Below are 26,759 nucleotides of genomic sequence, written 5' to 3' on the forward strand. Positions count from 1 at the left end.
ATATGCTTAAGTTTTTATACGGTTGAACCTGCTGCGTTAATGAACAGGGATCAATTGAATTTCCAATAGTTTCATCAGCTCCGTTCCAGAAATCTGAACAGGGCTGATTTTAAGTTGTGCCGCTCCCTTTTTTAAATCGGCGATACCAATTTCCTGAGTCTGTACCCCGGTTTTTAAAGGCAATACCGGAAGCTCTTTTTTGAAATCCCCGAGCTGAACAAGGTAAGTCCCACCGGCTCCTTCCGGTGCCAGGTATTTGACCAGCACCTTATATTTTGAGGTTTGTAAGTTTTTAAGCTCCCAGGTAAAAAACTGCGTCAGCGCTTTCCATCCATCCACAAAGTAGCGGTCGGTTTTTCCATCCCCAAAGCCGAAAGCTTTGCCATGCTGCAGGGCATCAAAAGACAGGAATCTATTCCTATTCTGACTGGAAAGCAGGCGGGCTCCTTCCGCTTTTACCGGGGCATTCAGCTCCAGAACAAGCACTGCATCTGAGCCATCAGGCGACAATACAGGAACATCAATGCGGAGATCTGAACTGCTCAAACGCTTTACATTGAGTTTCTTTTTAGACTCATCGGCAAGCAGATAAGCAGACTTAACTTCAGTATCCAATCCCCCAAGCAGCAATTTCCCGTCTTTGGGCCAGTCAAAGACATGCAGGTAAACGGCCTGATCTTTCTGCGTCGCTACCCCCCATCCTGGAATGGGTAAGGTAGAGCGCTGAGTTCCGAATACCGAAGCAGCATTCTGCTGCAGCCAGCTTCCTATGCTGTCCAGAATCCGGCTGTCCATCTGGTCAAAACTGCCATCCCCTTTCGGGCCGATGTTCAGTAAAATATTGCCTCCGCGCGAAGCAGCATTGGCGAGTAACCGGATAAAGAATTTAGCGGGTTTATGACTGTTGTCGTGTTTCGAATACCCATAAGATTCGTTCGTTGTGGGAATGGCTTCCCAATCTCCATCTACGGTACGAAGCTCCGCAGGGCGGTCGCCGGTATTCAGGTAATCCCCAAAATTTCGGGAAGCACTTCTCGCCAGACGTCCGTTGACCACAATATCCGGATCTGTTTCCCGGATGGCCTGAAGGATGCGCAGGTTCTCAGAAAGCGGCAGTTTATGTGGGGTGTCAAACCAAAGAATGTCCGGATGGTATTTATTGATCAATTCCTTAATCTGCGGAATCGCCTTCTGGTCTACATATTTTGCCGCTTTAGGCAACCATTCCGGATGGCTATCGAACCAGTTTGCTCCACCTATGAGCTGGTCCCCTCCCGGATTTTTATACTCCCAGTCGTTCCCGGGTGCATCGGGATGATCCCAGTCAAAAGCATGGGAATAATAGAACCCGAACTTCATTCCATGTTTCTTTGCCGCAGCGGCGAGTTCCGCCATCGGGTCACGCTTAAAAGGAGTCTGGTCGATGATGTCAAAATCAGATACTTTGGAATCAAATAAGGCAAAGCCATCATGGTGTTTTGCGGTGACAATAAAATAATGCATCCCCGCTTTTTTCGCGTTCAGAATCCATTCTTCTGCGTTAAATTTCAAAGGGTTAAACTCATGGGCAAGTTCCAGATAGGCAGCCCTGCTGATCTTTTCCTTTCTCATCAGGTGTTCTGCATAGCCATTTACGACTTTCCCCTTCCATTCCCCTTCGGGTTTGGAATAGAGCCCCCAATGCACAAACATGCCGAATTTAGCCTCCCTCCACCATTGCATCCGCTGCTCATGGCCTTTCATGGAATCGGCCCACCATCCATTTTTGGCGGTGTTGATGGCCTGCTCATCGCGCAGCTTTGCCTGATTGAACATTTCCTTATCCTCATCACCTGCCACCTGAGCATATCCGGCAGCGGCAATTAAAGAAAGGGAGCAACATAAAAAGGCCGACTTACAATTCATCCTGAGCTTCATATCTGTGTTGATATTGGTATATTAAAGGTTAATTGATCCAGATGATTGGGTTTCTAACCGGCAGGTTGCGAACCACTTCCTCTACCTGAGGGTCATGATCCAGCTTTTGCCAGGTCCGCAGCCAGTCTTTCTGCTTAAATTCTGAGGCACCGAGGAGTAAAAAGGGCTGTGCCACCGGCCAGTTTTCCCAATGCATCACATCCGGTTTCAACGGCCATTTGCTTTTGTCTTTTATAAATGGATACAGGTAGGCAATCCCTTTCTGAATGGATTTCCCATCTGTGGTTTCGTACTTCCAAAGGTCATCTGCGGGAGTAGAAAGGATCTGACAGAGGGTTGTCATGGCATCTAAATTAAAGATGGAATAACCATAAGGTTTGGTACGGCTCAGCTCCCTTGGAAAGCTGCCGTCCAGTCCCATCTGATTGGGCAAAAGCACTGTTTTATACCGTTCCCTGCAAAAAGAAAGGAGTTTTTCATTCCCGGTCAACTTTGCAAAAGCCGCAACCTGCATGATAAAACAGGTACCGTGGTTGTTCTGTGCATTCATTTCATCCTTGCCATAAGGATGGCTCATCAGCCAGTTCAGGTAATCCCCGAACCATTGCTTTGTTCCGGAAAGGACCTCCCTGCTCAGTGCTTTTTCCATCACCAGGACCCCCTGAGCAACTTCCAGCAGCTGAATGGTATCGATAATACCGATTCCTCTTCCGGTAAACCTTCCCTGAATGGCCTGTGCAAAGGCCAGGCTCGGGTTCATCCGGCTGCCTTCGCTGATGAACCAGGCCTGCAAATGAACCATTGCCTGTTTCGCATATTTGTGATCTCCGGTAATTTTATAGGCGGAAGCCAGGGCACCAATGATTTTGCTAAAGCGGATCATCGCCAGTCTGTGGGCCACAAAATTATCGGGGTTGGTCATCCCATCGCGCTGGATATACGGTCCTGCAGGGTTTGCAGGGTCCGGCCACCAGTAATCCCCTTCCGAGTAAAAATCATGGATTCCTCCGGCACTTCTTGGAGAACCGGCCGCGGTTACCGTTACCGGTTCCTGCTGCATGGCCCATACAGCCTGTGCAAGCACTGTTTTTTTCAAAGTCAATACGGCCTGCTTTTCCGGGCTTTGGGAAAAAACATTCCCGCCAAAGCCTGTCTGAAACAACGTAAAGCATATTATGATTAATCTTTTCATGGGCTTAATTGCTGGTCATTGCTTTAAAAACGATTTGATCAAGGGTATTGGGCTTTCCCTTTTCTGCCCTGGAAACCGATGTTTTTAACCTGCCATCAGCCCCTTTTGTAATGTTGATCTCCCTGAAACTGAAATCTCCCTTTTCATAGTTGAAACTCTCCCCGTCATCGTCATAAAGCAGGTATTTACCGGGTTTATTTCCATAATACCTGATCTCCAGGTTGATCTTGTCTGCAGGTTTCGGCGCATGCATCAAAGCAGGGCCCATAGGGATGATCCCACCGTCTTTTACATATACCGGGATCTTGTCCAGTCCGGGAGTAACGGTAATCACTTCCCCCTCACCGGCATATTTGCCGGTGTAAAAGTCAAACCATTTCCCTCTTGGCAGGATCACCGTTCTGCTGGATTTACCGGCAAACATCGGCGCCACCAGGAGGTATTCTCCGGCCATGTACTGGTCTTTAACTTCTTTACTCACCGCCTCTACGTATGGGTTATCTTCCAGATTGCTGCTTTTCAGTTCCTTTTGCACTTCCGACAGGAAGCCCTCTTCGAGGTTCATCGCCCGGAATGGCGGAATTCCCTGAAAATGGTATTTCGCAAACTCGCTGTACCAGTAGGGCATCATTTGCATGCGCAGGATGGCCATATCTTTTACCTGTTGCTCTACTTCAGGATATGACCATGGTTTTGTTCCGCTGGACCAGGCATTGATCATCGCCATTGGCGAGAACACCACCGACTGCATCCTGCGCAGCCATTCCTCTCCCGTTTTCGAAGCCCTGGCTTCCGGAGTCCAGAGTACACCGGAAAAACTGCTGTTGATCAGCGCGGTGATAAAATCTTCATGGTTATAATAATCGTTGTAAATCACATAAGGCAAGGCGGTTCCTCCTCCGTTGGAGGCGCGAACCAGGCCATAAGTACGCTGGTTCCGCTGATGAAAGAGCTCCGCGCTGTACCGTTGGATCAGCAGGCCATAGGTCTGACGCAGCTGTTCCGCACTCTTTCCCGAAGGAAAACTGGTCACATCCGGCCATAAATAATGGTCATAACCATCCACCTCGTCAAATTTATAGCCGCTCACGCCGAGCTCTACCTGCCCTTTTTTGAGCTGCCCGAACAGTATTGCCCTCGCCTCCGGCATGGTCAGGTCTGCCACAGCACCCAGCCATACGGTATGGTCGGCAGTATAAGGTTTTAGATCTTTATAGATTGATGCCACAGGAGACACATATGGATTGGTCCATAAATTTAGCCTGATGCCCTTGCTGAGCATGTTTTTAACAAAACCGGCAGGGTCGGGATAGCGGCTTTTGTCCCATTCAAAAGTACAGGGATAAGCTTTGCTTTGCCAGCCTGGTTCCAGACCGATATAGTCCAGCGGGAAACCTTTATCCGCAAATGCTTTGGCTTCATTTTCTACTTCTGCTGAAGTATAGAGGGTTTTTACCCTTTGGGTAAATCCCAATCCCCAGCGTGGAGGCAAGGGGCCGCCGCCATTGAACAGGTTGTAACGGCTTACCGCATCCAAAGGTTTAGGGCCTGCAAAAACGTAGAATTCCACCCCTTCCGCAGGGACGAGGATTTCTACCGCATCCGAATAAGGACGGGAAGACCAGGTTTTATCGGTATTGCGGTCTTTCGCTTCCGGCGCGTCTTTGCTGTCCCTTCTTACCGCAGAACCGGCATAAACTTTCAGGTAACGCGCAGAATTGATGAATACACCATAGCCGTCAGAAGAGACATAAAAAGGAGTCGGTGCATGGGTCCGGCCATTGTCTTTGCCTCCATAATGGTCTACATGCAGTTCGAGGATTTTCCCTCTCTGATGAACGGTTTGAAAGTTCAGTCCGAAGCCGTAAAGCTGTTCCTTTTTGGTCAGGGGGAAGCGGAGATAGGTTTTACCATCCTGGACTCTGGCCACAATTTCTTCTTTGATCAAAGGGAAACCGGCATCGCCAAGGCGTTTCAATCCATCCATTGCCGGACTTGCGCCGGAGGCGGTCAGCAGGTTATAGCTTTCCGGTTTGCCCACACTTCCTTTCCAGATTCCCGGGGCCACCTGTTCCCATTTAATCTCCTGCGCCCGGACCAGCAGGCCCGTCAATAAAAATACAGTGCAAATTAAGATCCTTTTATACATGAGCTTACAGGGCTATGATTTGATATGTTTTTCCTTTTTCCGTCTTGAAATCGAGCACAGATCCATGTCCGATGTCGAGTTTTTCCAGGCGTACTTTTGAATTGTTCTGATAGGGAGGCAAATAAGCCTGTTGTGTAAGGAGGTTGCTGTTTACTCCTTCGGCATCTTTTCCGCTCGCAGCAAGCACTTTTCCATTGACATCAAGCACTTTAACAGGCTGTAAAGTTCTCAGTCTGCAATTCCCTCCTATTTCTGATTTGAGCATTGCCGATACCAGTTTTCCTTTTTTCCAGCTGATGTCTGCCACAAAATTCCCCCGGGCTTTGATGCCCTGAATGCGGCCTTCCTGCCAGGCTTCCGGTAATGCAGGCAATAAACTGATCATACCATCCTGACTTTGCAGCAGCATTTCGGTGATTCCTGCGGTAGCACCAAAATTACCGTCGATCTGGAATGGAGGATGCGCATCAAATAAGTTCGGATAGGTTCCTCCCCCGCTCATTTGCGCTTTGGTTAAGGTCGGATCGATATAAGTAAAGGCATCTTCCAGAATTTTGTAGGCATGGTTGCCATCCTGTAACCTTGCCCACCAGTTGATTTTCCAGGCCATAGACCATCCTGTGCTCACATCTCCCCTGAAGATGAGGCTTTGTCTCGCCGCACTTGCCAGCTCGGGAGTTCCAAAAACGGAAATCTGGTTGCCGGGAAACAGGCTGAACAAATGGGAAATATGGCGGTGTGTATCTTTTGGATCGTCCCAATCCCGGAACCATTCCTGTACCTGTCCATACTGACCGATATGAAAAGGGTATAATTTTTCCCGTGCAGCACTCAGTTCTGTCCTGAATGCGGCATCTATATTTAAAGCCTCAGTAGTCCGGATTAAGTCCGTAAACAATTGTCTGAGGATCGACATGTCCATTGTTGAAGCTTTGGAAAGCTGGTATTCTTTGCCCTGAATTTTAACGGTATTCTCGGGCGAAGTGGAAGGACTGGTAACCAGGTAACCAGTCTGCTCATCCCTGATTAACCATTGCAGCATAAATTCAGCAGCACCTTTCATGAGCGGATAAGCGGTTTGTTTTAAAAACACCTTATCGCCGGTAAACTGATAATGTTCAAACAGATGGGTACTGAACCAGGCGCCACTCATCGGCCATGCCGACCATCGTGGCATTCCCTTAGGGTCCCAGTCGTAACCTCCGGGGGGAGAAGTTTTGGCCCAAAGGTCTGAATTGTGGTGTGCTACCCATCCTTTATCGATGTTGTAGTTTACTTTTGCCGTCTTTGCACCGTTTACTGCCAGCTCCTTCATAAAGTCGAACAGCGGCTGATGGCATTCGGAAAGGTTGGCATTTTCGGCCAGCCAGTAATTCATTTCGGTATTGATATTGGTGGTATAATTGCTTCCCCATGGTGGTTGTACAAGGTCGTTCCAGATCCCCTGAAGGTTGGAAGGCCTCGATCCCGGCCGGGAAGCAGCGATCATTAAATACCGGCCAAACTGATAATATAAGGCTTGTAATCCCTGATCATTTTTAGTTTTTGCATATTGTTTCAGGCGTTGATCTGTGGTTTGCTTTTCGGCAAGCGGGTTGGGATGAAGTTCAAATTTAACGCGGTTAAACAAAGCCTGGTAATCTTTGATGTGTTCGGATTTTAAAGTTTCAAAACTTTTAGAAAACACGCGGTTCATATTTGCCAGCGTTTCTATAGCCGGATTTTTACCTTGCAATCCGGGAGATTTATCAAAGCCATTGAAACTTGTCGCCTCGGTAAGATAGATGGTCACTGCATTGGCATTTTTAACGACCAGCTGATCTCCGGATCCGCTGAGGGAACCTCCTTCATTTTTGATCCTTAACCGGATCTCAAAGCTCATCCCCTCCTGCTCATCATACTCCACCTGTTTGGGTTCATAATCCCGGTTGGCGACAAACTTCGGGGCTTTTCCTTTCAGCAACAGCTCATTGCTTCCTGAGCTGTTGGTTTTAAACCTCAGCTTGCTGATCAGTCCGGCATTGAAGCTAATGGAACCCGGTTTATTGGCTGTAATCCTCATCATCAATGCCTTGCCCGGAAAGCTGGTAAAGACCTCTCTTTTATAAGAGACTCCTTTTAATGTATAGTTTAGGGTAGAAATGGCATTCTGAAGGTTCAAATCTCTTTGGTAACTTTCGGGAATGCTGTCCTGCGGGTTAAACTGAAAGAACAGTTCTCCCAGAGGAAGGTACCTCGCTGAATACGGCCCCTGCATTTTCTTCCAGAGTACCGCTGCTTCATCATATTTACCTTCTTCAATTGCTTTTCTAACCTCCGGAAGGACTTTAGGTCCGTTTGTATTGTTCCCCGGATCAGGAAAACCCGACCATAAGGTATTGTCATTTAAAGCAATGCGCTCCCTGCCCACGCGGCCATAAACCATTGCTCCTGTTTTCCCATTCCCCAAAGGCAGGGCTTCCTCCCATACTTTCGCAGGGCGGTCATACCATAGCCTGAGGGGACCATTGTTTTGCGCATCGGCATTTACACTGATGAATACGGCTCCTAATAACAAAAACTGGGTAAATTTCATTTCAAATCTTTAAAGTTCAATAAATGTGGAGGGCAGGCCATCGGCTTTTACACTTGCCACGCTCTTTCCATTATTTAGTTTGATGCTGATCTCAGCACGACCATTTCCTACCTGCACTTTGCGCGAACCACGGGCAGTACCCTGATCATCGATCAGTTTGCCATCACCGGTCAGGCCGAAACTGATGTAATTTTGTGCATCCAGACATAACACATTGTTCTTGTCCAGGATTTTCACGCGGATCAGGGCAATCCCATCTTTTTCCGAGACTTTCTCCAGGATCATTTTTGCAGGTTTATCCCATTTTGCAGTCTGGTATTCCTGGGTAATCTCGTCGGTAAATACTTTACCATTTTTCTTACCTACTGCTTTGATGGTATTTTTGCCTTCATTGAAACTGACCATCCACCTCAATCCCGCTGCCGGGAAGTCCTGCGAATCGCGTTTCTTTTTGCCCAGGCTTTTGCCGTTCAGGAACAGCTCTACTTCATCCAGGTTGGCGTATACTTTGATCATTTTCTGCTCATCCGCATTTCCCCACCTTACCGGCCATGAATGCCCGTAGATGTGAACCATGGGTTCGCTGGTCCAGTACGACTGGAATACGTAATACGCTTCTTTTTTGGTAAAGTCACGCTCAATCACCCCTTTCTGGTTCATATACGGTACCGGATTGTCCGGGCGTACGGGTGTAGAAAAGTCTTTAAAAGGCCAATAGGCTGCTCCGGTTAACCAGAGCATGGTTTCCTGCTCTTTTAAATGCCAGTCGATGAGGTTAACGATATAACTTTCACTCCAGTCGCCATCTTTAGATACACGCGCACTTCCCCCAAACAGGGAAGCATCTCCTGCCCTTTCATCTGCTCCTTTGCCTGTTTTCACCTGGCTCAAAGCATTGTCCGGGTTTTCAGAATGTCTGCCGGCATGGCTGTCACCACCCCATTCTACATGGAAAAAATGATCTACCTTATCAAATTCTGTTTTGGAAACCTCTTTATATTCCGTATAAATTCCACGGTACCATCCTGCCCAGATGGAAGGAGAATAGACATCTACGATGTCTTTACAGAAATCACATCTTCTGATCGCTGTTTTTCTGGATGGGTCCAGGCGATGAGAAAGGTCGTTCAGCTCTTTCATAAACTCCCTGATCTTATGCTGATCAAATTCGCTGAAATCTCCCGGCCAGTCGTTTTCATTTCCCATTCCCCAGATGATGATCGAAGGATGGTTATAATGTTGCTCCACCATATTGGTCAACATGGTACGTGCCTGATTTTTATAGGATTCTCCACCCAAGCCGCCCCTGCACCATGGAATTTCTTCCCAGACCAGGATGCCCAGGCTGTCGCAAAGCTCAAGTACAATTCTGGACTGCTGATAATGTCCAAGGCGGATAAAGTTGACCCCCATATTTTTCATCAGCACCATTTCCTCGCGGATCTGGTCCTCTGTCATGGCTGCCGCTACCCCTGCATGGTCTTCATGGCGATGTGTTCCCCTTAACAGGAGCCTTTTGCCATTGAGCAGAAATGGTCCTTTTTTAACGAATTCAAAGTTTCTGAAGCCCACTTTTTCTTTGTGGACTGCCCATTCTCCGTTGGCAAGAATGCTCGTTTCTACGGTATAAAGGTTTGGATTTTCCGTCGACCATAATTTCGGATTCTTTACCGTCGTTTCCCAAAGGTCTTTGGTTCCATAAAATGCTTTTAGTTCTTTCTTCCAGCTGCCGACTAATTTTCCCTGAGGGTCTTTTACTTCGATCTTAACCAATACCGTATCTACGCCATCGGGGTTCCATAACCTGGAAGCGATTTTTAGCTGTCCGAGACTGCCTTTCACATCCACACTTGCAGTGGCAAAGACCTTTTCTGCGGAAACCTGTGGGGCATAAACCAGGTTTAAGTACCGGTATAAACCACCATAGATGTTAAAATCAGAAAGGTCTGAAGGGATCATTTCCAGGTCCCTGGAATTATCACAACGGATTTCCAAAGGGATTTTCCCCTTAAACTGCTTTTGAAACAAAGGATTTTTACGGAAAGCCTCCACTGCAGCGGTAATGTCTGCAGTCCATTCGTCGTAACCTCCTACATGTTCCGCTACTTTCACATCATAGATATAGACCTGTGTTTTTTGTCCGGAACCTTCAAAGTGAAGGAGTGTGCGGCCATTCTTATAGGGGTTGTTTACCGTTAGCTGGCTGCGATACCATCCTGGTCCCTGATAATAGTTCAGATCCGGGTCCACGGCATCTGTCGCATTGAAACAATGCGGCAGACTGACGTTTTCCCATAAAGGTACACTTTCCGGATTTCCTGCTTTCACAGGCCTGATGGCTTCATAAATACCACCCAGGTCACCTTTCAGATATTCCCAGTTTTGCGTTAAACGTTGGGTTTGTTGTGCTCGTAAATGACTAAAAAGGATCGTGCAAAAAAGGGCTAAAATTAGTTTTCTCATAGAGGTTTCGGTAATCTGTAAGGATAGATAGTCGCTCCATAAACATGAACGATAGCATTGGTAGCGATGTAACCACCGGACCTGTTTTTAGTTTTGTCGTTGATCATGATCGGCGCCAGGTCATCATTGTTCACGATTCTCAGTTCCATTTTTCCTTCCTGATCAAAGCCGGTTCCGTTGTTAAAATAGCCGAGAAGAGATTTTTTGCTGGCGATACTTGCCGGAGGCAGCATCGTTTGCACCACCATATTGTCCAATGCGATGTTGTTAAAGTTGTAGGTACCCTGGATCATCAGGTACAGAAAAAAGTTTTTGACATCTTCTTTAGGATAATCTTCCCATTTTTCGGCGATCCTGGTCGGTGGCAATCCTGTTGTCGGATTTACCGGTCCTGTGACGATGGGGAAATCTACCCATAAACCGGCAGATGTTTTTTTGGTTTTTGAATCGTATACCCTAACGGCATCATTGTGCAGAAAAATGAAGGTCATCCCCTGCTTTTCATAAGCTGCAAGGTCGATTCCTGCATAGTCAAGCCCTTTCCTCATCCATTTGAAAACCGTATCCTTTGTGTTGGTCGCGGATTCATAAGAGCGGCTTTCTAAAAACTCTCTGGCGGTGATGTTGATGTGCGGGTCCAGCGTTTTATGTTCGTAATCGTATTTCTTTTGCAACTCCATATCGAATAATGTACATCCCGATAATGGCAGCAACAATAAAAAGGCATACCTTTTCAATATTAATCTGATCGTATTCATAATGCTATTTTTAATCTGTATAACCAGGGTTTTGAATTAATTTTCTGTTGGAGTTCAATACATTTCTGTGGATTGGCCAGTAGGCTTTGGTTTCCGGATTCAGGAAACCAGGGGCTTCCAGATTTCCTGCCGCAAGTTGCCTTCTTTTAAGAATCGGGTCCATCACTTCTTTCACTTTATTGGTCCGCACCAGGTCAAACCATCTTTTGCCCTCACCGAAAAGCTCGAGTTGTCTTTCGTTCAGAATTGCATTTTCCATCGCCGTTTGGTTGGAAACCAACGGATCACTGGCCAGGTATTCCGGCACCATTGCCCTTTTGCGGATAAAGTTCAGGTACTTTAATGCACCTGCAAGGTCGCCACTGCCATTCAATGCTTCCGCGTACAAGAGATACATATCTCCGAGGCGGTACATCGTCAGGTAGACCGGTAAATACTGATTACTTGCAGGAAAGAGGTCTGCAGCTGTTGGTGCGGCGGCTGTAGGATACCATTTCAGGAAGCGGTCCCGGTTTGGTTTCGGCTGTGCAACAAATACATCCGCCGTTTGTCTTGGTCTGATGTCGGTAGACCTTGTGGTCGCCGACTGAGGCTGGAACCAGGTGGCCCAGATGCCCTCGTCTATGCTGATCTGTTTATTGTTATTGGTCCATGAGGTTTGCATACAGGCACAGCCATTCTTTAAGAAGTCCCAGTGAATGCTCCAGATGGTCTCATTGCTCGTTGCAGGTGCTGCGAACAGGGTCTTCCAGCTTGCCGAAGGTTGAAGATTGGCCTCACTTACTCCTGCATATGCCGTACCCAATGGTCCTTTTGCAGCAAAGAGGTTCTTGATCCATTTGATGGCATTCGGATAATCTTTCTTCCACATATATACATCTGCAAGTGTGGCGCAAATGGCAGCCTCTCCGATATTGTATACCACAGGTTTTGATCCTTTCACCACCAGGCTATAGGCTTTTTCCAGATCCGGGATGATCACCTGAGAAATGATCTTGTCTTTGGATTCTCTCGGGAAATTTGCCGACTCCGCAATGTCAAGATAAGGCTCCAGTCTGATCGGGGCATCTCCCCAAACGCGAACCAGGTAAAAATAACTCACTGCACGCATGGCATAGGCCTGGGAAAGATAACTGTCCGACAATGCGGGGGTCAGGGTAACATCCAGGCTGGCGGCCTGAGGCATAAATTTGATTGTGCTGTTTGCCCTGCCAATTACGGCATAAAGGCCAGTCCAGTCTGAAAACTGATTCGTCGGTGTCAGGCCGTTCAAAGCAATTTCATCTACGTAATCTTTGGTATAGGCCAGGAAGCGGTCAAAATTATCGGCGCGGTATTCGCCCCAATAAAGGTATTTTTCAGTGTACTGGCTATTTCCCACCATTTCCTGCTGAAACTGGGCATAAACCCCTGCCAGAGAGGCTTCCATATCGTACCTGTTTTTATAAAAATCACCGATCCCCACCTGCGCCAAAGGTTTCTCCGTTAAAAATTTCTTACAACTGCCCATCGAAAGCACTGTAGCTAAGGCAGATATCGCGATTAACTTTCTCGTTTTCATCTTATTAAAAATTAATGTTTACACCAAAACCAAACTCTCTTCTTCTTGGATATTTTCCGGTATCATCACCCGGTGTCAATACATTGTCCGTACTAAACTCAGGATCGTAACCACGGTAATTGGTCCAGGTCAGCAGGTTTGTGCCATACGTATAGACCGTTAAACCTTTAAGGAAAACGCGTTTTGCCCATTCCGGATCCAGGCGGTAAGAAAGGCGGGCACTCGACAATCTGATGAAAGAGGCATCTTCGATATAAAGGCTGTTCTGATTGGTTTTCAGGTTTCCGCGGTTATTTCTTTCTACATAATAAGGGTATTTGGTCTGATCGCCTGGTTTTCTCCAGGAATTGTACACCATCTCCGGAGATCCGGCACCTGTGTTGGAAGGGTTATTCTGGGTTTGCAATAAGCTATTGTAGACTTCTGCTCCAAAAGAACCATTGAACAGGAAGGAAAGGGAGAAGTTTTTGTAACGTACATTGTTCATGATACCCAGGTAATAATTCGGGGTAGCATTGCCAAGGATCTGACGATCTGCATCATCGATCACACCATCAGGTCTCACTTCCTCCCATTCTGCATCTCCACCTTTCAGTTTACCATCTGGTGCACGTTTGCTTTGCACATTGCCTGTATATTCCTGTCCGCCTAAAGTGTATACTGCTTTTCCATTGACATATTTAGGTTTGCCGTTTTCCAGCACCACTTCCAGCTTTTTCCAGTTGTCATCATAGGCATTTGATTCATCCCAGGCATAAACACCCAGGTTTTTCCATCCGTAAAAGTTCCCCATTCGTCCGCCTTCTTCCACATACCATTTGTTTCCGGCGAAGAAAGGAACCCCATCTGCCAGTTTCAGCACTTTACCCCTTTCGAAAGAGATATTCGCCGTCACATTCCATTCAAAGTTCTTCAATACAAGCGGTGTTGCGTTAACCACAAACTCCAGACCTCTGGTCTGTATTGTTCCTACGTTGACCTGTACTTTAGTATATCCGGTTTCTTTAGCAATCTCTCTCGGGTACAACAGGTTGGAGGTTTTCTTCACATAATAATCTCCGGTAAAGCCCAGGCGGCCTTTAAAGAAGCTCAGGTCTAAACCGATGTTATTTTGTGTAGTTGTTTCCCATTTGATAAATTTATTACCAAGGATCGAAGTCGGCGCTGCAGAACCCACTCCATTGTAGTTCCCGTTAAAGGTAATCCTGGTCAGCGATTCATAATCACCGATCTGGTCGTTTCCTAGCTGACCGAAACTGTAACGTATTTTTGCATCTTCCAGAAAAGATTTCGACCATGACATGAATTTCTCATCAGAGAAGCGCCATGCTGCCGAAGCAGAAAGGAAATTTCCCCAGCGGTTTTCAGGGCCGAACCTCGAAGAACCATCCCTGCGGTACGTTCCCTGTAAGATATACCTTCCTTTATAATTGTATCCCAATCTGGAAAACATAGATACGGTAGCATTTGCAGTGGCTTCAGAAAAGGTTTTAGGGCCATTCACATAATCCGGCAGGGTGACAAAGATTTCCTCACTCACACTGTTTAAATATTCCGTATGTACGCGGTCCATTCTTTTCCGGTCTGCACTGAATCCCAATAAACCAGAGAAGTTATGGTTTTCCTTAACCGTCTTATTGTAGTTTAAGAAAGCCTGGTATTCCCAGCTAAAGTTCTTTTTCAGTTCATTTCTTCCTGAATTCTGATCTTTGTTGGCAGAAATGATCCTTGGTGCAAAATAAAGATTCTGGTAGTTGTCCAGCTTTGCATTGAACAAGGTGGTAAATTTCAGGTCTTTAGTGGCCTGATAATCCAGCTGGTTATTGAACTGACTGGAATAGGTTTCATCTTCATCCCTTTCAAACAATGCCTGGGCAATTGGGTTTCTTTTGGAGGCCACATAACTTGTTAGCTTGCCATCAGGATAGTAAATCAGGGAATAAGCAGGCCTGTCGATCACCACCCTCACCGTATTTCCGATTGGGATCTGATTTCCTTTTTGCCAGCTGAAAGACATGTTGTTTGAATATTTCAGCTTCGGAGAGAACTGATAGGCAATATTGATCCTCGACTGTAAGCGTTTTGCCCAGCTGTTGATGATGATAGACCTATCATCGAGGTAATTGATACTGGTATAATAGCTCAGCCCCTTTTGACCGCCGCTGATGCCCATTTTGATCTCTTTCTTTTGCGCCAGGTTTCCCAGCAGGAGTTCCTGCAGGTTATTATCGGCATTAAAGCTTGGATTCAGGGAATCTGTTCCGTTTGGTCTGGCCTGGATTTCGCGGAATGCCCTTACTTCGGCAGAGTTGCTCACGGGAATGCCATGGGCCAAACGCCCGAATACATGGTTATAGGTCAGGTCTATGGCAGGTTTTCCGTCCTGTCCTCTTTTGGTGGTAATCAGGATTACCCCGTTTGCTGCTCTGGAACCATAGATCGAAGCCGAAGCCGCATCTTTTAAGACTTCCACATTGGCAATGTCTGTAGGGTTGATGTTTGCACCATCCGGGTTGATCACTCCATCTACTATATATAAAGGTCCGTTACCTCCGTTGAGTGTCGAGGCACCACGAATCTGGATTGATCCTGTTGCTCCCGGTGCACCACCGCCATCGTTCACGATCAATACCCCTGCGGCCTGCCCTTGTAAAGCGTCGAAAAGGTTGACTGGCTGACGTTCCAGGATTACTTTTTCATTGATCGAAGAACTCGCACCCGTCAAATCTCTCTTTTTCGCCACCCCACCATAACCGGTCACCACAATTTCATCCAGGTCGGAGAAATTTTCTTTAAGGCTGATGTTGATGCTCGCTTTGGTTCCCACCGTTACTTCCTGCGAAACGTAACCGATATAACTAAATATAAGGACCGAAGTTTCTGAAGGGACGTTCAGGTTGTATGCCCCATCTACATTGGTAGAGGTTCCGATGCTGGTTCCTTTTACCTTAACACCTACACCGGGAAGCGGAACGCCTTTATCGTCTTTCACGATCCCTTTTACTTTGTTTGTTTTTTGCGCAAATACAGCGGGCGAAAATAAGATGCCCAGTGCCAGTAAGACGATTACGCCAACCTGACGGATATTGCACACTTTCCATTTGTTAGACAAATAGAGGTTCTTAGTATAAATTTCCTTCATACTTCTGTTTTAAAAAAATGAGTAAATATTTTAATTGATCATCGACTGATTCATCCGGTTTTCCCGGTTACAGTCGCTCAGGAGGGTGATGCCGGTAATCCCTTAGGCTCGTTTTGATGGTGGTTCTCATGCTCGTTTTGGTTAGGTTTTATATGGGTTGGGTATAAGGGATGATTTTCGTTTGTTTATCTTTATTCGGTTACAAATTCCCGCTGGTAACAGAGCGGGCTTTTCCCGGTAATCTTCTTAAAACACTTATGAAAGCTGGCAAAATTATTAAAGCCGCTGTTATAACAGATTTGTTTCAGGTTGAGGTGTGCTTCGATCAGGAGCTTACAGGCTTGTCCGACTTTAATTTCGGTGAGGAACTGCGAATAGGTTTTGCGGGTCCTTGATTTAAAATAGCGGCAGAAAGAGTTCGGGCTAATTTTGGCGACGTCTGCAATTTCTTCCAGACAGATCTTATTCCTGAAATTGGCATAGGTATATTCATAGATATCACTGATGCGGTCCCGCTCTACCTGTTCCAGGTCGTATTGAAAACCGATAGAGGCCAGTGTTTCCAGCTCTCCGCATTTGGCAATTTCCACTAAAGCCTGCATGAGCATGATGATTCTTTCGGTTCCTTCGGCTTTCAGCATTCTCGTGAGCAGGTCTGCAACCTCTTGCCTGTTCTTGCCCGTCACCTTTACCCCTCTTTTGGATTTCTCCAGCACATCTTTCAACAGCTTGTTTTCCGGCAGGTTCAAAAAGAAATCCCCCCAGAGGGCTTCAGAGAAATGGGCCACTTTCACGTCCAGGTTTGCCGTCTTTCCGCCTTCATCGAAATACATTTCGTCAAACTTCCAGTAATGTGGCAGATGTGCCCCTACCAGGACGATATCGCCGGAATTAAAAGGCTGGATATTGTCGCCGATAAACTGCGTTCCTTTACCTTCATTGAAATAGATCAGTTCCAGTTCCTGATGGTAATGCCATTTGTTATTTACAAAAGGTTCGATATCCTGTCTTACACTAAATGATTGAGCAGGAGCCATAGATACTTTAAGTAGTTGCGCTTTCATAATCAATAATTATTTAGTTGAGGACTCGGGGAATCAGCGTGCTGCAAAACTTCCATATAACAGGAAGCCACAGAAAGAAGGATCATCGGATACTCGTTCATAGATTGCTTAATCTTAACAGATATTTATAATTGGTTTTGCTAATGTAAGTCTCATCGCCATATCCGAGGGGGTGAAATCTTAAAGAAAAGGGGTGAAATTCTTAAATCAACGGCCTTTATTCTTCAAAAGCATAATCAGAGGGGGTTCTTCCGAATTGTTTCACAAATTCTTTACTGAAATATTTGGGGTCATTGAAACCCACGATATAAGCAATTTCATATACGGTGTAGACATTCTGGCGAAGCAGCTGGGCGGCTCTTTTCAGGCGGACGGATTTGATAAAGTTATTTACGGTAAGCCCCGTGAGGACTTTAATCTTTTTGTACAGGATCGGCGTACTCATGCCCAGATCTGAGGCAAGGCTGTTGACACTGAATTCTGCCTCAGCAAAATTCTTTTCAATGATGCCCATCACTTTGTTCAGGAATTCCTCATCTGCCGACTCAATTAAAATATTGGAAGGCTGCAAGGTAATCTGCTGAGAAAACCTGCGCCTCATATTGGCCTGCAGCATGAGCAGGTTGGAAATGTTGAGCTGGAGGCTGTTGATGCTGAAAGGTTTGGTCAGGTAAGCTTCTGCTCCTGTTTTCAATCCGTTCACTTCATGGATATTTCCGGATCTTGCCGTCAGCAGGATGATGGGGATATGGCTCGTACGGACATCCGTTTTTAAGGTGCGGCAAAGCTCCAGGCCATCCATTACCGGCATCATCACATCGCTGACAATCAGGTCCGGAATCCTGGCGATGGCCAGCTCTACTCCTGTTTCCCCGTTTTCGGCCACCAGGATCTGGTAATAAGGGCTCAGAGACTGAACAATAAAGTCCCTTACCTCAGAGTTGTCTTCGACAATCAGCAGGGTCAGTGTTTCCTCTTCGCTGCTTTCCGGGAGCTGTGGGCTCCAGGTGTTTTCAGGATCGGCTTCAAACTGATAGTGCTCGGGATTTTCGCTGTTCAGGAACTCTTCCACGAGCTCCTCCTTAGAAAAATGCCCCTGACCGAGCTTCAGCTTCAGGCGGAAGCAGGTATGCATTCCGGTTTCCCGGATCTCTTCTTCCTCTGCCAGGAACAGGCCACCATAATGGAGTTGTGCAATTTTTTTGGACAGCGCCAGTCCGATTCCTGTACCGCTGTTTCTGGACAAAGGATCTTTTACCTGGTAAAAATTGGTAAACAACCTTGCCCTGCTTTCTTCAGGAATCCCCTTCCCGTTGTCAGAAATACTGATCTCCACGAAACCGGAAGCTGTTTTGAGGATAGACAGGTGAATGGCTCCGCCATCCGGGGTAAATTTAAAGGCATTGGACAGGAGGTTAAACAGGACCTTTTCCAATTGCTCATTGTCAAAATAAACTTCGATCTGCTCTTCGGCGGTGATAAACTGATAAGTGATCTGGTGTTTGATCGCGAGGTATTGAAAAGAAAGGAAAATCTCTTTGGCAAAGGGAACGATATTTCCGGGAGAAATGTTCAGCCTCAGCTTTCCGGACTCCGCTTTCCTGAAGTCCATCAGCTCATTGACCAATCTCGTAAGCCTTCCTGCATTTTTCCGTACCGTGAGCAGTTTCCGGTTTAATGCCGGAGATTCCCGGGTTTCATTGATCAGGTTCTCCAGCGGACCAACAATCAGTGTCAATGGTGTTCTGATCTCATGAGAAACATTGGTAAAGAAATCCAGTTTCATCTGATACAGTTCATGCTCTCTTCTGAGCAGTGCCCTGATCCATAAAAATCTGGAGAACAGGAACAGGAGGCCGAGGAAGCAGCTCAGGTAAATCAGGTAAGCCCACCAGGTTTTCCAGAAAGGCGGATTTACATGGATCGTTAAACGTGCCGGCGCGGCGTTCCAGACCCCGTCATTATTGGAACCTCTGATCAGAAGCGTATAGGTTCCTGAAGGAAGATTGGTGAAAGTGGCTGAAGGACTGTTTACATAATTCCAGTCTTTTTCAAAGCCTTCCAGTTTATAGGCGTACCTGTTCTTTTCCGATTTGATATAATTGAGCAGTGCAAAATCTATGGTAAAGATGTTCTGATGGTGAGAAAAGGTGATCGCCTTGGTCAGGCTGAAATTTTCAGAGAGCAATTCCGTTTCATCGTTAATGCTGACCAGCTTATTAAAAAGTTTGAGGCGGGTAAATACGGCCTTGGGCACCATGTTGTTGTCTTTGATCTGTTCCGGAAAAAAGCTGACCATGCCATTGAAGCCCCCAAAGAAAAACTCGCCCTTGCTGTCTTTAAAGAAAGAATTGTAATTGAATACATTGCCCGGAAGGCCATCCCTCACGGTATAGGTTTTAAACACCTTATGGTCGAACTTGGAAAGGCCGTTGTCTGTACTGATCCATAAATTCCCTGCCGCATCTTCCAGCATCCCCAGTACCACATTGCTTGGAAGGCCATCTGCTTTGGTAAAGAAGCGTGTCGTTTTAAGTGCCGGAATATAACGCATCAGTCCCGATTCATAACCACCCAGCCAGATCGTCCCTTTGGAATCTTCCTGAATAAAATTGATGTCGTTAAACATCGCATGGTTGTCTTTGGTTTTAAAACGCCTGACGATATTGGAATTGTGTTCCAGAATGTAAGTTCCCGAGCTGCAGGCCATCCAGATGTTCTTTTTGGAATCCTCAAAGAAACAGCGGACTACTTTCAGATCGTGCCGGGCATCCTGACCGCTATAAGGCGCAAAATTATCGGATTTCTCATTATAAAGGTAAATCCCCTGTGCCCTGGTCCCGATCCAGAAGCGCTGCTGGCTGTCGTGGAGTAAGGCCACGATCCGGTTGGAGTTCAATGCATAAGGATCTCCGGGGTTGGGCTTATAATGTTTGAAGCTCCGGGATTCGGGAAGGAAAAGGTCCAGTCCACCTTCATAAGTCCCGACCCATACTTTTCCATTGTGGTCTACCGACACTGCTTTCACCAGGTTGGAACTCAGGGATGCCGGATTTTCAGGATCATGCCTGAAACTGTTGAACTTCCCCGAACTGCGGTCGTAATAATTCAGCCCTTCTGCTTCGGTCCCGATCCAGAGGTTGTGTTTTTTATCTTCAAGTACAGAACTCACCACATTACTGCTCAGTGCATTTTTGCCGGTATTTGATTTATACTCCCGGAAAGGGGTAGAATTTTCATGGTATACATTGACCCCTCCATAATAGGTCCCTACCCAGATTGACCCGGCAGCATCCTGCATCATGTCGTAAATGGAATTCTGGTTCAGGCTGGAAGGATCATCGGGATGGTGGTTCAGGACCCTGACAGAATGATCTTCCACATCGATGATATTGATGCCGTTTAAGGTAGAGACCCAGAGTTTTCCATCCTTTGCCATCATCATTTTCCGGATCACATTGCTGCTGATGCTGTTGGCGCTTCCTTTTTTAGACCTGAAATGCCGGAAGGCAGTCCTGGTTGGGTCCAGCAGTTCCAGTCCTGCGCTATGGGTTCCGATCCACAAATTATGCTGACGGTCTTCGAGGATAGAAGCGATGTCATTGTCGCTTAAACTTTCCGGACGTTTCGGATCATGAACATACGACTGGTAGCGGTACTTACCTTTCTCCGGGGTCATGCTGTTCATCCCTTGCAGGGTACCGATCCACAATACATTGTTGTGGTCCTGATGGATGGCTTTAATGAGGTGATGGAGCGGGCCGCTCCCGGGCTCTGCCCTGGTAAAATAACGTTCAAAGCGGTCCTGACCAACGAGTTTGTTTAAACCACTGTCTGTTCCTACCCAGATGTGTCCCTGACGGTCTTCATAAATACACCTGATGACATTATTACTCAGGCTGTTTTTTTGTTCTTTATGGTACTGAAAACGCTTAAAGGAATTGGTCTTTGGCAGGTATAGGTTGAGTCCTTTTTGTGTGCCTACCCACAAATTCCCTTTGCGGTCGGTAAGCAGGGCATTGATGTTCTGACTGCTCGTTAAAGAAGACTTGTCTTTTCTATGGTATTTATAAATCTCGAAATTCTGGGTATTGAATTTATTGAGGCCGTCTTTGGTCCCGAACCACATAAAGCCCATGCTGTCCTGCGTGATGGAAAGCACACTACTTTGGGAAAGTCCGTTTTCTACGGTCAGGTGGTTAAAACTAATGTTAGGCTTTTGCGCATGGGCTCCAATAGCACAGCACAGCAGGAAAAAAAACAATAGTCGGTTAGGGTTCATAAAGGTTAGGTACAATATATTACGGATTGGCCCAATATATTGTCGTATTTGGTCGGAAGTAAAAGTATAGAATTTAATGGAAATTAAAAGCGATTATTGATTTAACCAGTTTTTAAAAGCTTCCGCTCTTTCTTCACTGACCACCACTTCCAGTCCTTCTACCGGTGCAGGTTCGAGTACAATCCGCACCCGGTTCCGGGAAAGCTTATACATTTCCCTGATCGCTTTGATGTGAATGATAAACTTGCGGTTGATGCGGAAGAAGTCGGAATTGTCCAGCTGTGGTTCCAGACTGCCTATGGTTTCTTCAATGATGTAATTCTGTTTATCATTGGTCACCAGGAACAGGTATTTATCGTCCGCCATAAAATAAGCCACATCATCAGACTGTACGGTTTTGATGAGTTTGCCGAGTTTAACCATAAAGCGGTTTCGGATTCTGGTTAAAGGTTCCTCTGCTTTAAAACGGATCTGAGGGATATTGATTTCAGAAAATTTGCGGATGCTGTCCAGCTTGGCCAGGGCCGAGGCTACATCTTCTTCGTCGAAAGGTTTGAGCAGGTAATCGATGCCCTGATTTTTAAAGGCTTTTAAGGTATACTGATCGTAGGCTGTGGTAAAGATCACCGGGCTTTCTACGCTCACCTGTTCAAAGATCTGGAAGCTCTCCCCATCGCCCAGGTGGATGTCCATGAACAACAGGTCTGCGGTATTTTTGCCCAGCCAGGCCACCGCAGCTTCGACGGTTCCCAGGATGGCGAGCACTTCTATTTTCGGATTCAGCTTCAACAGCGTCTTGTGCAGCGTATCCGCCGCCAGTTCTTCATCCTCAATAATTAATACCCTCATCTTTTTCTGCTGAACTGTAAATGTAAAAAAAAACTCCGGCCTGTAAAAACAGACCAGAGTAATTCACGTTCAAAAGACGTATACTATATCTCCCCCCTATTGAAGATTAGGATTGTTAGCGATCGCATCCTGAGGGAAACGGATCGTATATCTTGGATCATTTTTCTGAAGCGTAAAAGTTGCTCCCAACGAAGTATGCTTTAATTCCGGCTGACCATAACGTCTTAAATCGTACCAGCGGTGACCTTCCAGCGCCAGTTCTCTTTCTCTTTCGTTGATGATCTCCTGTAAAAGCGCAGCTTTACCAAGTCCTGAGATCCTGGTTTGTTCTGCAGCGAAATAAGCAGGTGTCAGACGTTTTGCTTTCAGGGCCATTAAACTTTGTAAGGCCAGCGACAGGTTATCGCTCTGCAACGCCGCTTCTGCCTGGATCAGGTACAATTCTGAGTTATGGAAAGAGATCTTTAAAGCATCTAAATTACCTTTAACCGATCTGTAATCCGTTCCTCTTTTACTGAAGTACTTCGCAAATCTTTTGTCGTTAACCTGGTCGTAAATACCAATCAGGTGTGGTGCGATTAAAGAAGCATTGGTCGCTCCCGGATCAAATGCCTTTTCCATGGACATGATGTTTTCTTTCGACTGGTAGTGATTCGGTAAAACTGAGGTCGCTACATTCAGGTCTTCCAGTTCCCCGTTCAGCGCTAAAGCATCCTGACTGGCCTTCAGGGCATTTGCCCAGTCTCCTCTGAATTCATAGATCCTTGCAGCAAGTGCCAGGGCAGCACGTTTGCTAAACCTATAGTTCTTACCCGCCTCAAAAGTCGTTACATTAACCAATTTCAATCCCTCTGAAAGATCGGCAAAGATCTGATCATATGCCTTTTCTACAGATACCGGAGTATATTTTTGCTCCAGATCAACGGTTAAAGAAAGTGCTACACCACGATCTGTTGCGGCAGTATTTTTATCATATGGTTTTGCATATAAGTTCAGCAACTCAAAATGGCCATAGGCACGAAGTAAGTAAGCCTCTCCTTTTAACTGTTCTGTTTCTGCACTCTGCCCGGCTTTATCGATCACATCTGCGATTACCGTATTTGCATAAAAGATAGACTTATACATCGACAGATAAGGAAACTGAAGGGAAACAGGATCCGGAGTAACGTCATTCCATTTATAGATATCGCGGTAATTGTTGGTTTCCGAGTTGTCTTCATTCAACAACAATTCTTCCGTACGATAAGCAAGTAAGGACTTATGGTTAGGAAAGCCGGCGTATCCCGAGTTCAGCAATCCCCTGAAGTCTTCTGCAGTTTTAGGAATGACCCTTCCTACCGGTTCTATATCTAAATATTTCTTACAGCTGCTGGCCGATAAAATCAGGCAGATTACAGCGGTTAATTTTATGATCTTATTCATCAGATTTTTATTTAAAAAGTGGCATTTAAACCGATAGAAATACTTCTTGTAATCGGTTGTGAATAAATATTACCATAGGTCTCCGGATCAAAGAAGCCTTTATAGCTCGTTCCGAATACAAATGGATTTCTGCCTTCTACACTAATTCTCAAGCTATTTGCTTTAATTTTACCGGCAATCTTAGATGGCATGGTATAACCAAGACGGATGCTGTTGATCCTCACATAGCTGATTTTCTTTGCAAAAATATCCAGGTCGTTATAAGTATTTCCAGGATCGTTACCACTTTGCCATTTATAAGCCATCCAACGGCTTCCCGCAAAGGTGTCGTATCCATATATTCCAGGTAAGGCACTACCAGGATTTTGTGGCGACCATGCGTTCAGTACATCTCTCGAGTAATTCCTTCCACGGTCTACTTCAGCTGCGCTGTAAGTAGGTCTCGCTTTCACCCACTGGTCAATGTTAAAGATGGCGGTTACCGACAAATCGAAATTCGCATAACGGAAACGGTTGGTTAAGCCCCCTGTAAATTTAGGGTCCATATCACCAGCATAGGTATACAGGTCCTGGAATCCTTTTCCATCCAATCCACTGCTCACCAGTTGTCCGTCAAATATGCCGGCAAGCGGATCGTATAATTTATAGAAATCTTCCAGGGAAACTGTTTTTCCGTCTCTCTGGAACTGAGGAATACCGTTGGCATCCAGTCCTGCTGTTTTAAGTACAAACAATGCATTCACCGGATACCCTTCTTTAGATGGGTTCAGCTGATTCGGGCGAACTTTTTCTCTGATCACCTTACTTTTGTTACGGGCAATGTTAAAATCTGTAAACCATTGGAAATTATGGGTGCTGATGTTTCTCGTGGACACAGAGAATTCAATTCCCTGGTTCCTTACCTGAGAGAAGTTTGAGCTTGTAAAATCAAATCCATTTTCCAGTTGTAAAGCTTCTGTTCCAATCAGGTCATCACTGAAACGGTGGTAATAATCTATCGTGAACTGAACTGCATTATTCAAGATTCCGAAGTCCAGACCTGCATTATAGGTAGTCGTTTTTTCCCATCTCAGTTTATTGTTTGGCGGACTGTTTACAGAAATTACAGGTTGATTTCCACCCGGAAGGATTGGAACATTACCATAATCACCCACTACAAATGGCGAGGTATTTTTGTCGATATTTCCCTGAAGTCCGTATGAACCACGTACACGCAGATTGGAAATCCATTTCGCATTTTTAATAAAATCTTCTTCACTGGCATTCCAGGCACCTGAGATCGAATAAATCGGCAGGTATCTGTACTTAGGATCTACCCCAAAAAGATCTGATCCATCGTAACGGATACTTCCATAAGCGGTATATTTTCTATCGTAAGTATAAGATAAGGTACCATAGAAAGAGGCAAAAGCATTTTCACCTTTTGTTTTCTGATAGGCACGGTATGGAGATGATTTTCCATCGTAATTGCCATTTGGAAATATAATGTTCTGGTTGGTCAGTGTCTGTTCATTAAAACCAAAAGCTTTGACATTGATGTCTTCTCTGTTGTTTCTTCTCAACTCTGATCCGGCAAGTGCCTCGATTTCATGTTTATCAGCAATCACCTTTTTGTACTCCAGAATGGACTTCCAGTTGTACTGAAATAAGGAAGAGGTCTGATTTTGATTCGTTCCCCCTACCGGTAAAAAGTACTCATCTTTTTTAGTTGCAGAGTTGTAATATTTGGTTCCTTCTCTCAGTTTACGTAAAAAATAAGAAGACTGACCTGCATATTTCTCTACGCCAACATCCTCAAACTGAAGGCCCAGTTCCGTGCGGATTTTCAGGTTTTTATTGATCTGATAACCCAGGTCCATAACCGTTTTCACACTCTTACTGTTGAGGGTATAGCGGGTATTTTCACGTTCTTCCACCAGGTTAAAAGGAAGGTAAACATCTCCGTTTACGTTCCCAAACATATCCGGATCGTAGTTAAAAGCGCCTGAAGCATCTCTCACCGTTTGGTAAGGGTTTACATTCCTGGTATAGGTAGCCAGATTCGTAAATGAATCTGCATCTGTCAGGTAATTATTACGTTTGGTTTTGGAACCAAAAATGGCCACTCCTGCTTTCAATTTCGAAGAAATGTTATAATCCGTTTTCAGGGTCATGTTGTAACGTTCCATTCCGGTTTGCTTCGTCGTTCCCTTCTCGTTATAATAACCACCGGAGAAGTAATAGCTCGCCTGTTCCGTTCCACCAGACAATGCCATCGTGTATTGCTGGTTAATGGCCTGCTGATACAATTCCTTTTCCCAGTCTGTACCTTGTGTTCTCAATGCATTGATTGCACTTTGTGTTGCGGTACTTAAACCTGAGAAACCATTGGTTCTATACGTATTGAGTTCTCCGCTTTTGTTAAGAATTCTGGCAATTGCACCCTGGTTATCTCTCCAGGTCAGATCAGCTCTGGAGGCTAAGCCCAATTCAAAATCTACCTTTTCATTGGCATTCATCAAATTAAGTTTGCCAAGGTCTGGTCTTTGTGCGATAAAGGTATTGGCGCTGAAATTGATTGCCATCGGTCCTTTTTTACCTTTTTTCGTGGTAATCACAATTACCCCATTGGCAGCCCTTGCTCCATAAATAGAGGTTGCGGCAGCATCTTTCAGGATGGTAATGTCCTCGATGTCGTCCGGGTTTAGCCCGGCGATCGGCAAATTACGCAACTGGTCAATATTGTCTTTATCTGCAAGTCTGCTTGGAAGATCTGTTCCTTCCAGCGGAAGGCCGTCCAATACCCATAAAGGATCCTGGGTTCCGTTCAGAGAAACTGTACCGCGGATTCTGATCTTTGGTGCTGCGCCTGGTCCGCCGGTAATGGTACTTACATTTACCCCTGCTACCTGTCCTGCCAGCATCTGATCAATTCCGGAAACACCGGTCTGACGGATTTTACTGTAATCCAGTTTGGTGGTTGCCGTAGTATTTTTACGCTTGGCGATATCCGAATATCCGTTCACGACCACTTCGCCCAGCGTATTGTCGCTGTTTTTCAGGGAAACCGTGATGTTCGTTTTATTGATGATATTGATCAGTACTGCTTCATATCCAAGATAGCTCACCTTTAATGAAGTGGTTCCTTCAGGTACTTTTAAGCTAAATTTACCATTGCTGTCTGTTACCGTTCCGATCACAGAGTTTTGAATCACTCCCGGAACACTGCTTTGCTCACCGATGGCGGCATTGTCTACAAATACAGAAGCCCCCGGGATGGGCAAGCCATCCTTTTCGTCCAGCACCTGCCCGGTGATGGTCGTTTGTTTCTGACTGAAACCGGTCAGGCTGATGCCTAACAGGAACAGTATTAAAAGTAATTGTTTATTCATATCCCCTATATTAT

At 45.8% G+C, this 26,759-nt stretch carries 13 protein-coding genes; all 13 read right to left on the minus strand.

The window, feature by feature from the left end; genetic code table 11:
• Positions 1 to 36: 36 nt before the first annotated feature.
• Positions 37 to 1,917 (minus strand): alpha-L-fucosidase, encoded by a 1,881-nt coding sequence (locus DBR43_RS02525; RefSeq protein ID WP_233602822.1) that lies wholly within the window; start codon positions 1,915 to 1,917, stop codon positions 37 to 39.
• 28 nt (positions 1,918 to 1,945) lie between these two features.
• Positions 1,946 to 3,109 (minus strand): alginate lyase family protein, encoded by a 1,164-nt coding sequence (locus DBR43_RS02530; RefSeq protein WP_124577604.1) that lies wholly within the window; start codon positions 3,107 to 3,109, stop codon positions 1,946 to 1,948.
• A 4-nt stretch (positions 3,110 to 3,113) separates the two neighbouring features.
• The gene (locus tag DBR43_RS02535; protein WP_124577606.1) at positions 3,114 to 5,258 is read right to left on the minus strand and encodes a glycoside hydrolase family 31 protein; all 2,145 of its coding nucleotides are present in this window, start codon (positions 5,256 to 5,258) and stop codon (positions 3,114 to 3,116) included.
• A gap of 4 nt (positions 5,259 to 5,262) precedes the next feature.
• Positions 5,263 to 7,833 carry a glycosyl hydrolase family 95 catalytic domain-containing protein gene (locus DBR43_RS02540; RefSeq protein ID WP_124577608.1) on the minus strand — a complete coding sequence of 857 codons (2,571 nt, stop codon included), beginning with the start codon at positions 7,831 to 7,833 and terminating at the stop codon, positions 5,263 to 5,265.
• 9 nt (positions 7,834 to 7,842) lie between these two features.
• Positions 7,843 to 10,296: a glycoside hydrolase family 2 TIM barrel-domain containing protein gene (locus DBR43_RS02545; RefSeq protein WP_124577610.1), complete on the minus strand. Its 2,454-nt coding sequence runs from the start codon at positions 10,294 to 10,296 to the stop codon at positions 7,843 to 7,845.
• Positions 10,293 to 11,054: a hypothetical protein gene (locus DBR43_RS02550; protein ID WP_124577612.1), complete on the minus strand. Its 762-nt coding sequence runs from the start codon at positions 11,052 to 11,054 to the stop codon at positions 10,293 to 10,295. Before DBR43_RS02550 ends, DBR43_RS02545 begins: the two co-directional genes overlap by 4 nt.
• A gap of 10 nt (positions 11,055 to 11,064) precedes the next feature.
• Positions 11,065 to 12,615: a RagB/SusD family nutrient uptake outer membrane protein gene (locus tag DBR43_RS02555; protein WP_124577614.1), complete on the minus strand. Its 1,551-nt coding sequence runs from the start codon at positions 12,613 to 12,615 to the stop codon at positions 11,065 to 11,067.
• Between the two features lie 4 nt (positions 12,616 to 12,619).
• Complete coding sequence (locus tag DBR43_RS02560; protein ID WP_124577616.1) at positions 12,620 to 15,757, minus strand: SusC/RagA family TonB-linked outer membrane protein; 3,138 nt, start codon at positions 15,755 to 15,757, stop codon at positions 12,620 to 12,622.
• A 191-nt stretch (positions 15,758 to 15,948) separates the two neighbouring features.
• On the minus strand, positions 15,949 to 16,821 hold the full coding sequence (locus DBR43_RS02565; protein WP_124577618.1) for an AraC family transcriptional regulator: 873 nt from the start codon (positions 16,819 to 16,821) through the stop codon (positions 15,949 to 15,951).
• A gap of 217 nt (positions 16,822 to 17,038) precedes the next feature.
• Positions 17,039 to 21,103, minus strand: a complete 4,065-nt coding sequence (locus tag DBR43_RS02570) for a hybrid sensor histidine kinase/response regulator transcription factor (protein WP_124577620.1) — start codon at positions 21,101 to 21,103, stop codon at positions 17,039 to 17,041.
• Positions 21,104 to 21,196: 93 nt separating this feature from the next.
• The gene (locus DBR43_RS02575) at positions 21,197 to 21,952 is read right to left on the minus strand and encodes a LytR/AlgR family response regulator transcription factor (RefSeq protein WP_124577622.1); all 756 of its coding nucleotides are present in this window, start codon (positions 21,950 to 21,952) and stop codon (positions 21,197 to 21,199) included.
• A 96-nt stretch (positions 21,953 to 22,048) separates the two neighbouring features.
• Positions 22,049 to 23,374, minus strand: a complete 1,326-nt coding sequence (locus DBR43_RS02580) for a RagB/SusD family nutrient uptake outer membrane protein (protein WP_124577624.1) — start codon at positions 23,372 to 23,374, stop codon at positions 22,049 to 22,051.
• Between the two features lie 11 nt (positions 23,375 to 23,385).
• Complete coding sequence (locus DBR43_RS02585; RefSeq protein ID WP_124577626.1) at positions 23,386 to 26,745, minus strand: SusC/RagA family TonB-linked outer membrane protein; 3,360 nt, start codon at positions 26,743 to 26,745, stop codon at positions 23,386 to 23,388.
• Positions 26,746 to 26,759 lie beyond the last annotated feature (14 nt).

The organism is Pedobacter sp. KBW06 (assembly GCF_003852525.1).
GTDB lineage: Bacteria > Bacteroidota > Bacteroidia > Sphingobacteriales > Sphingobacteriaceae > Pedobacter.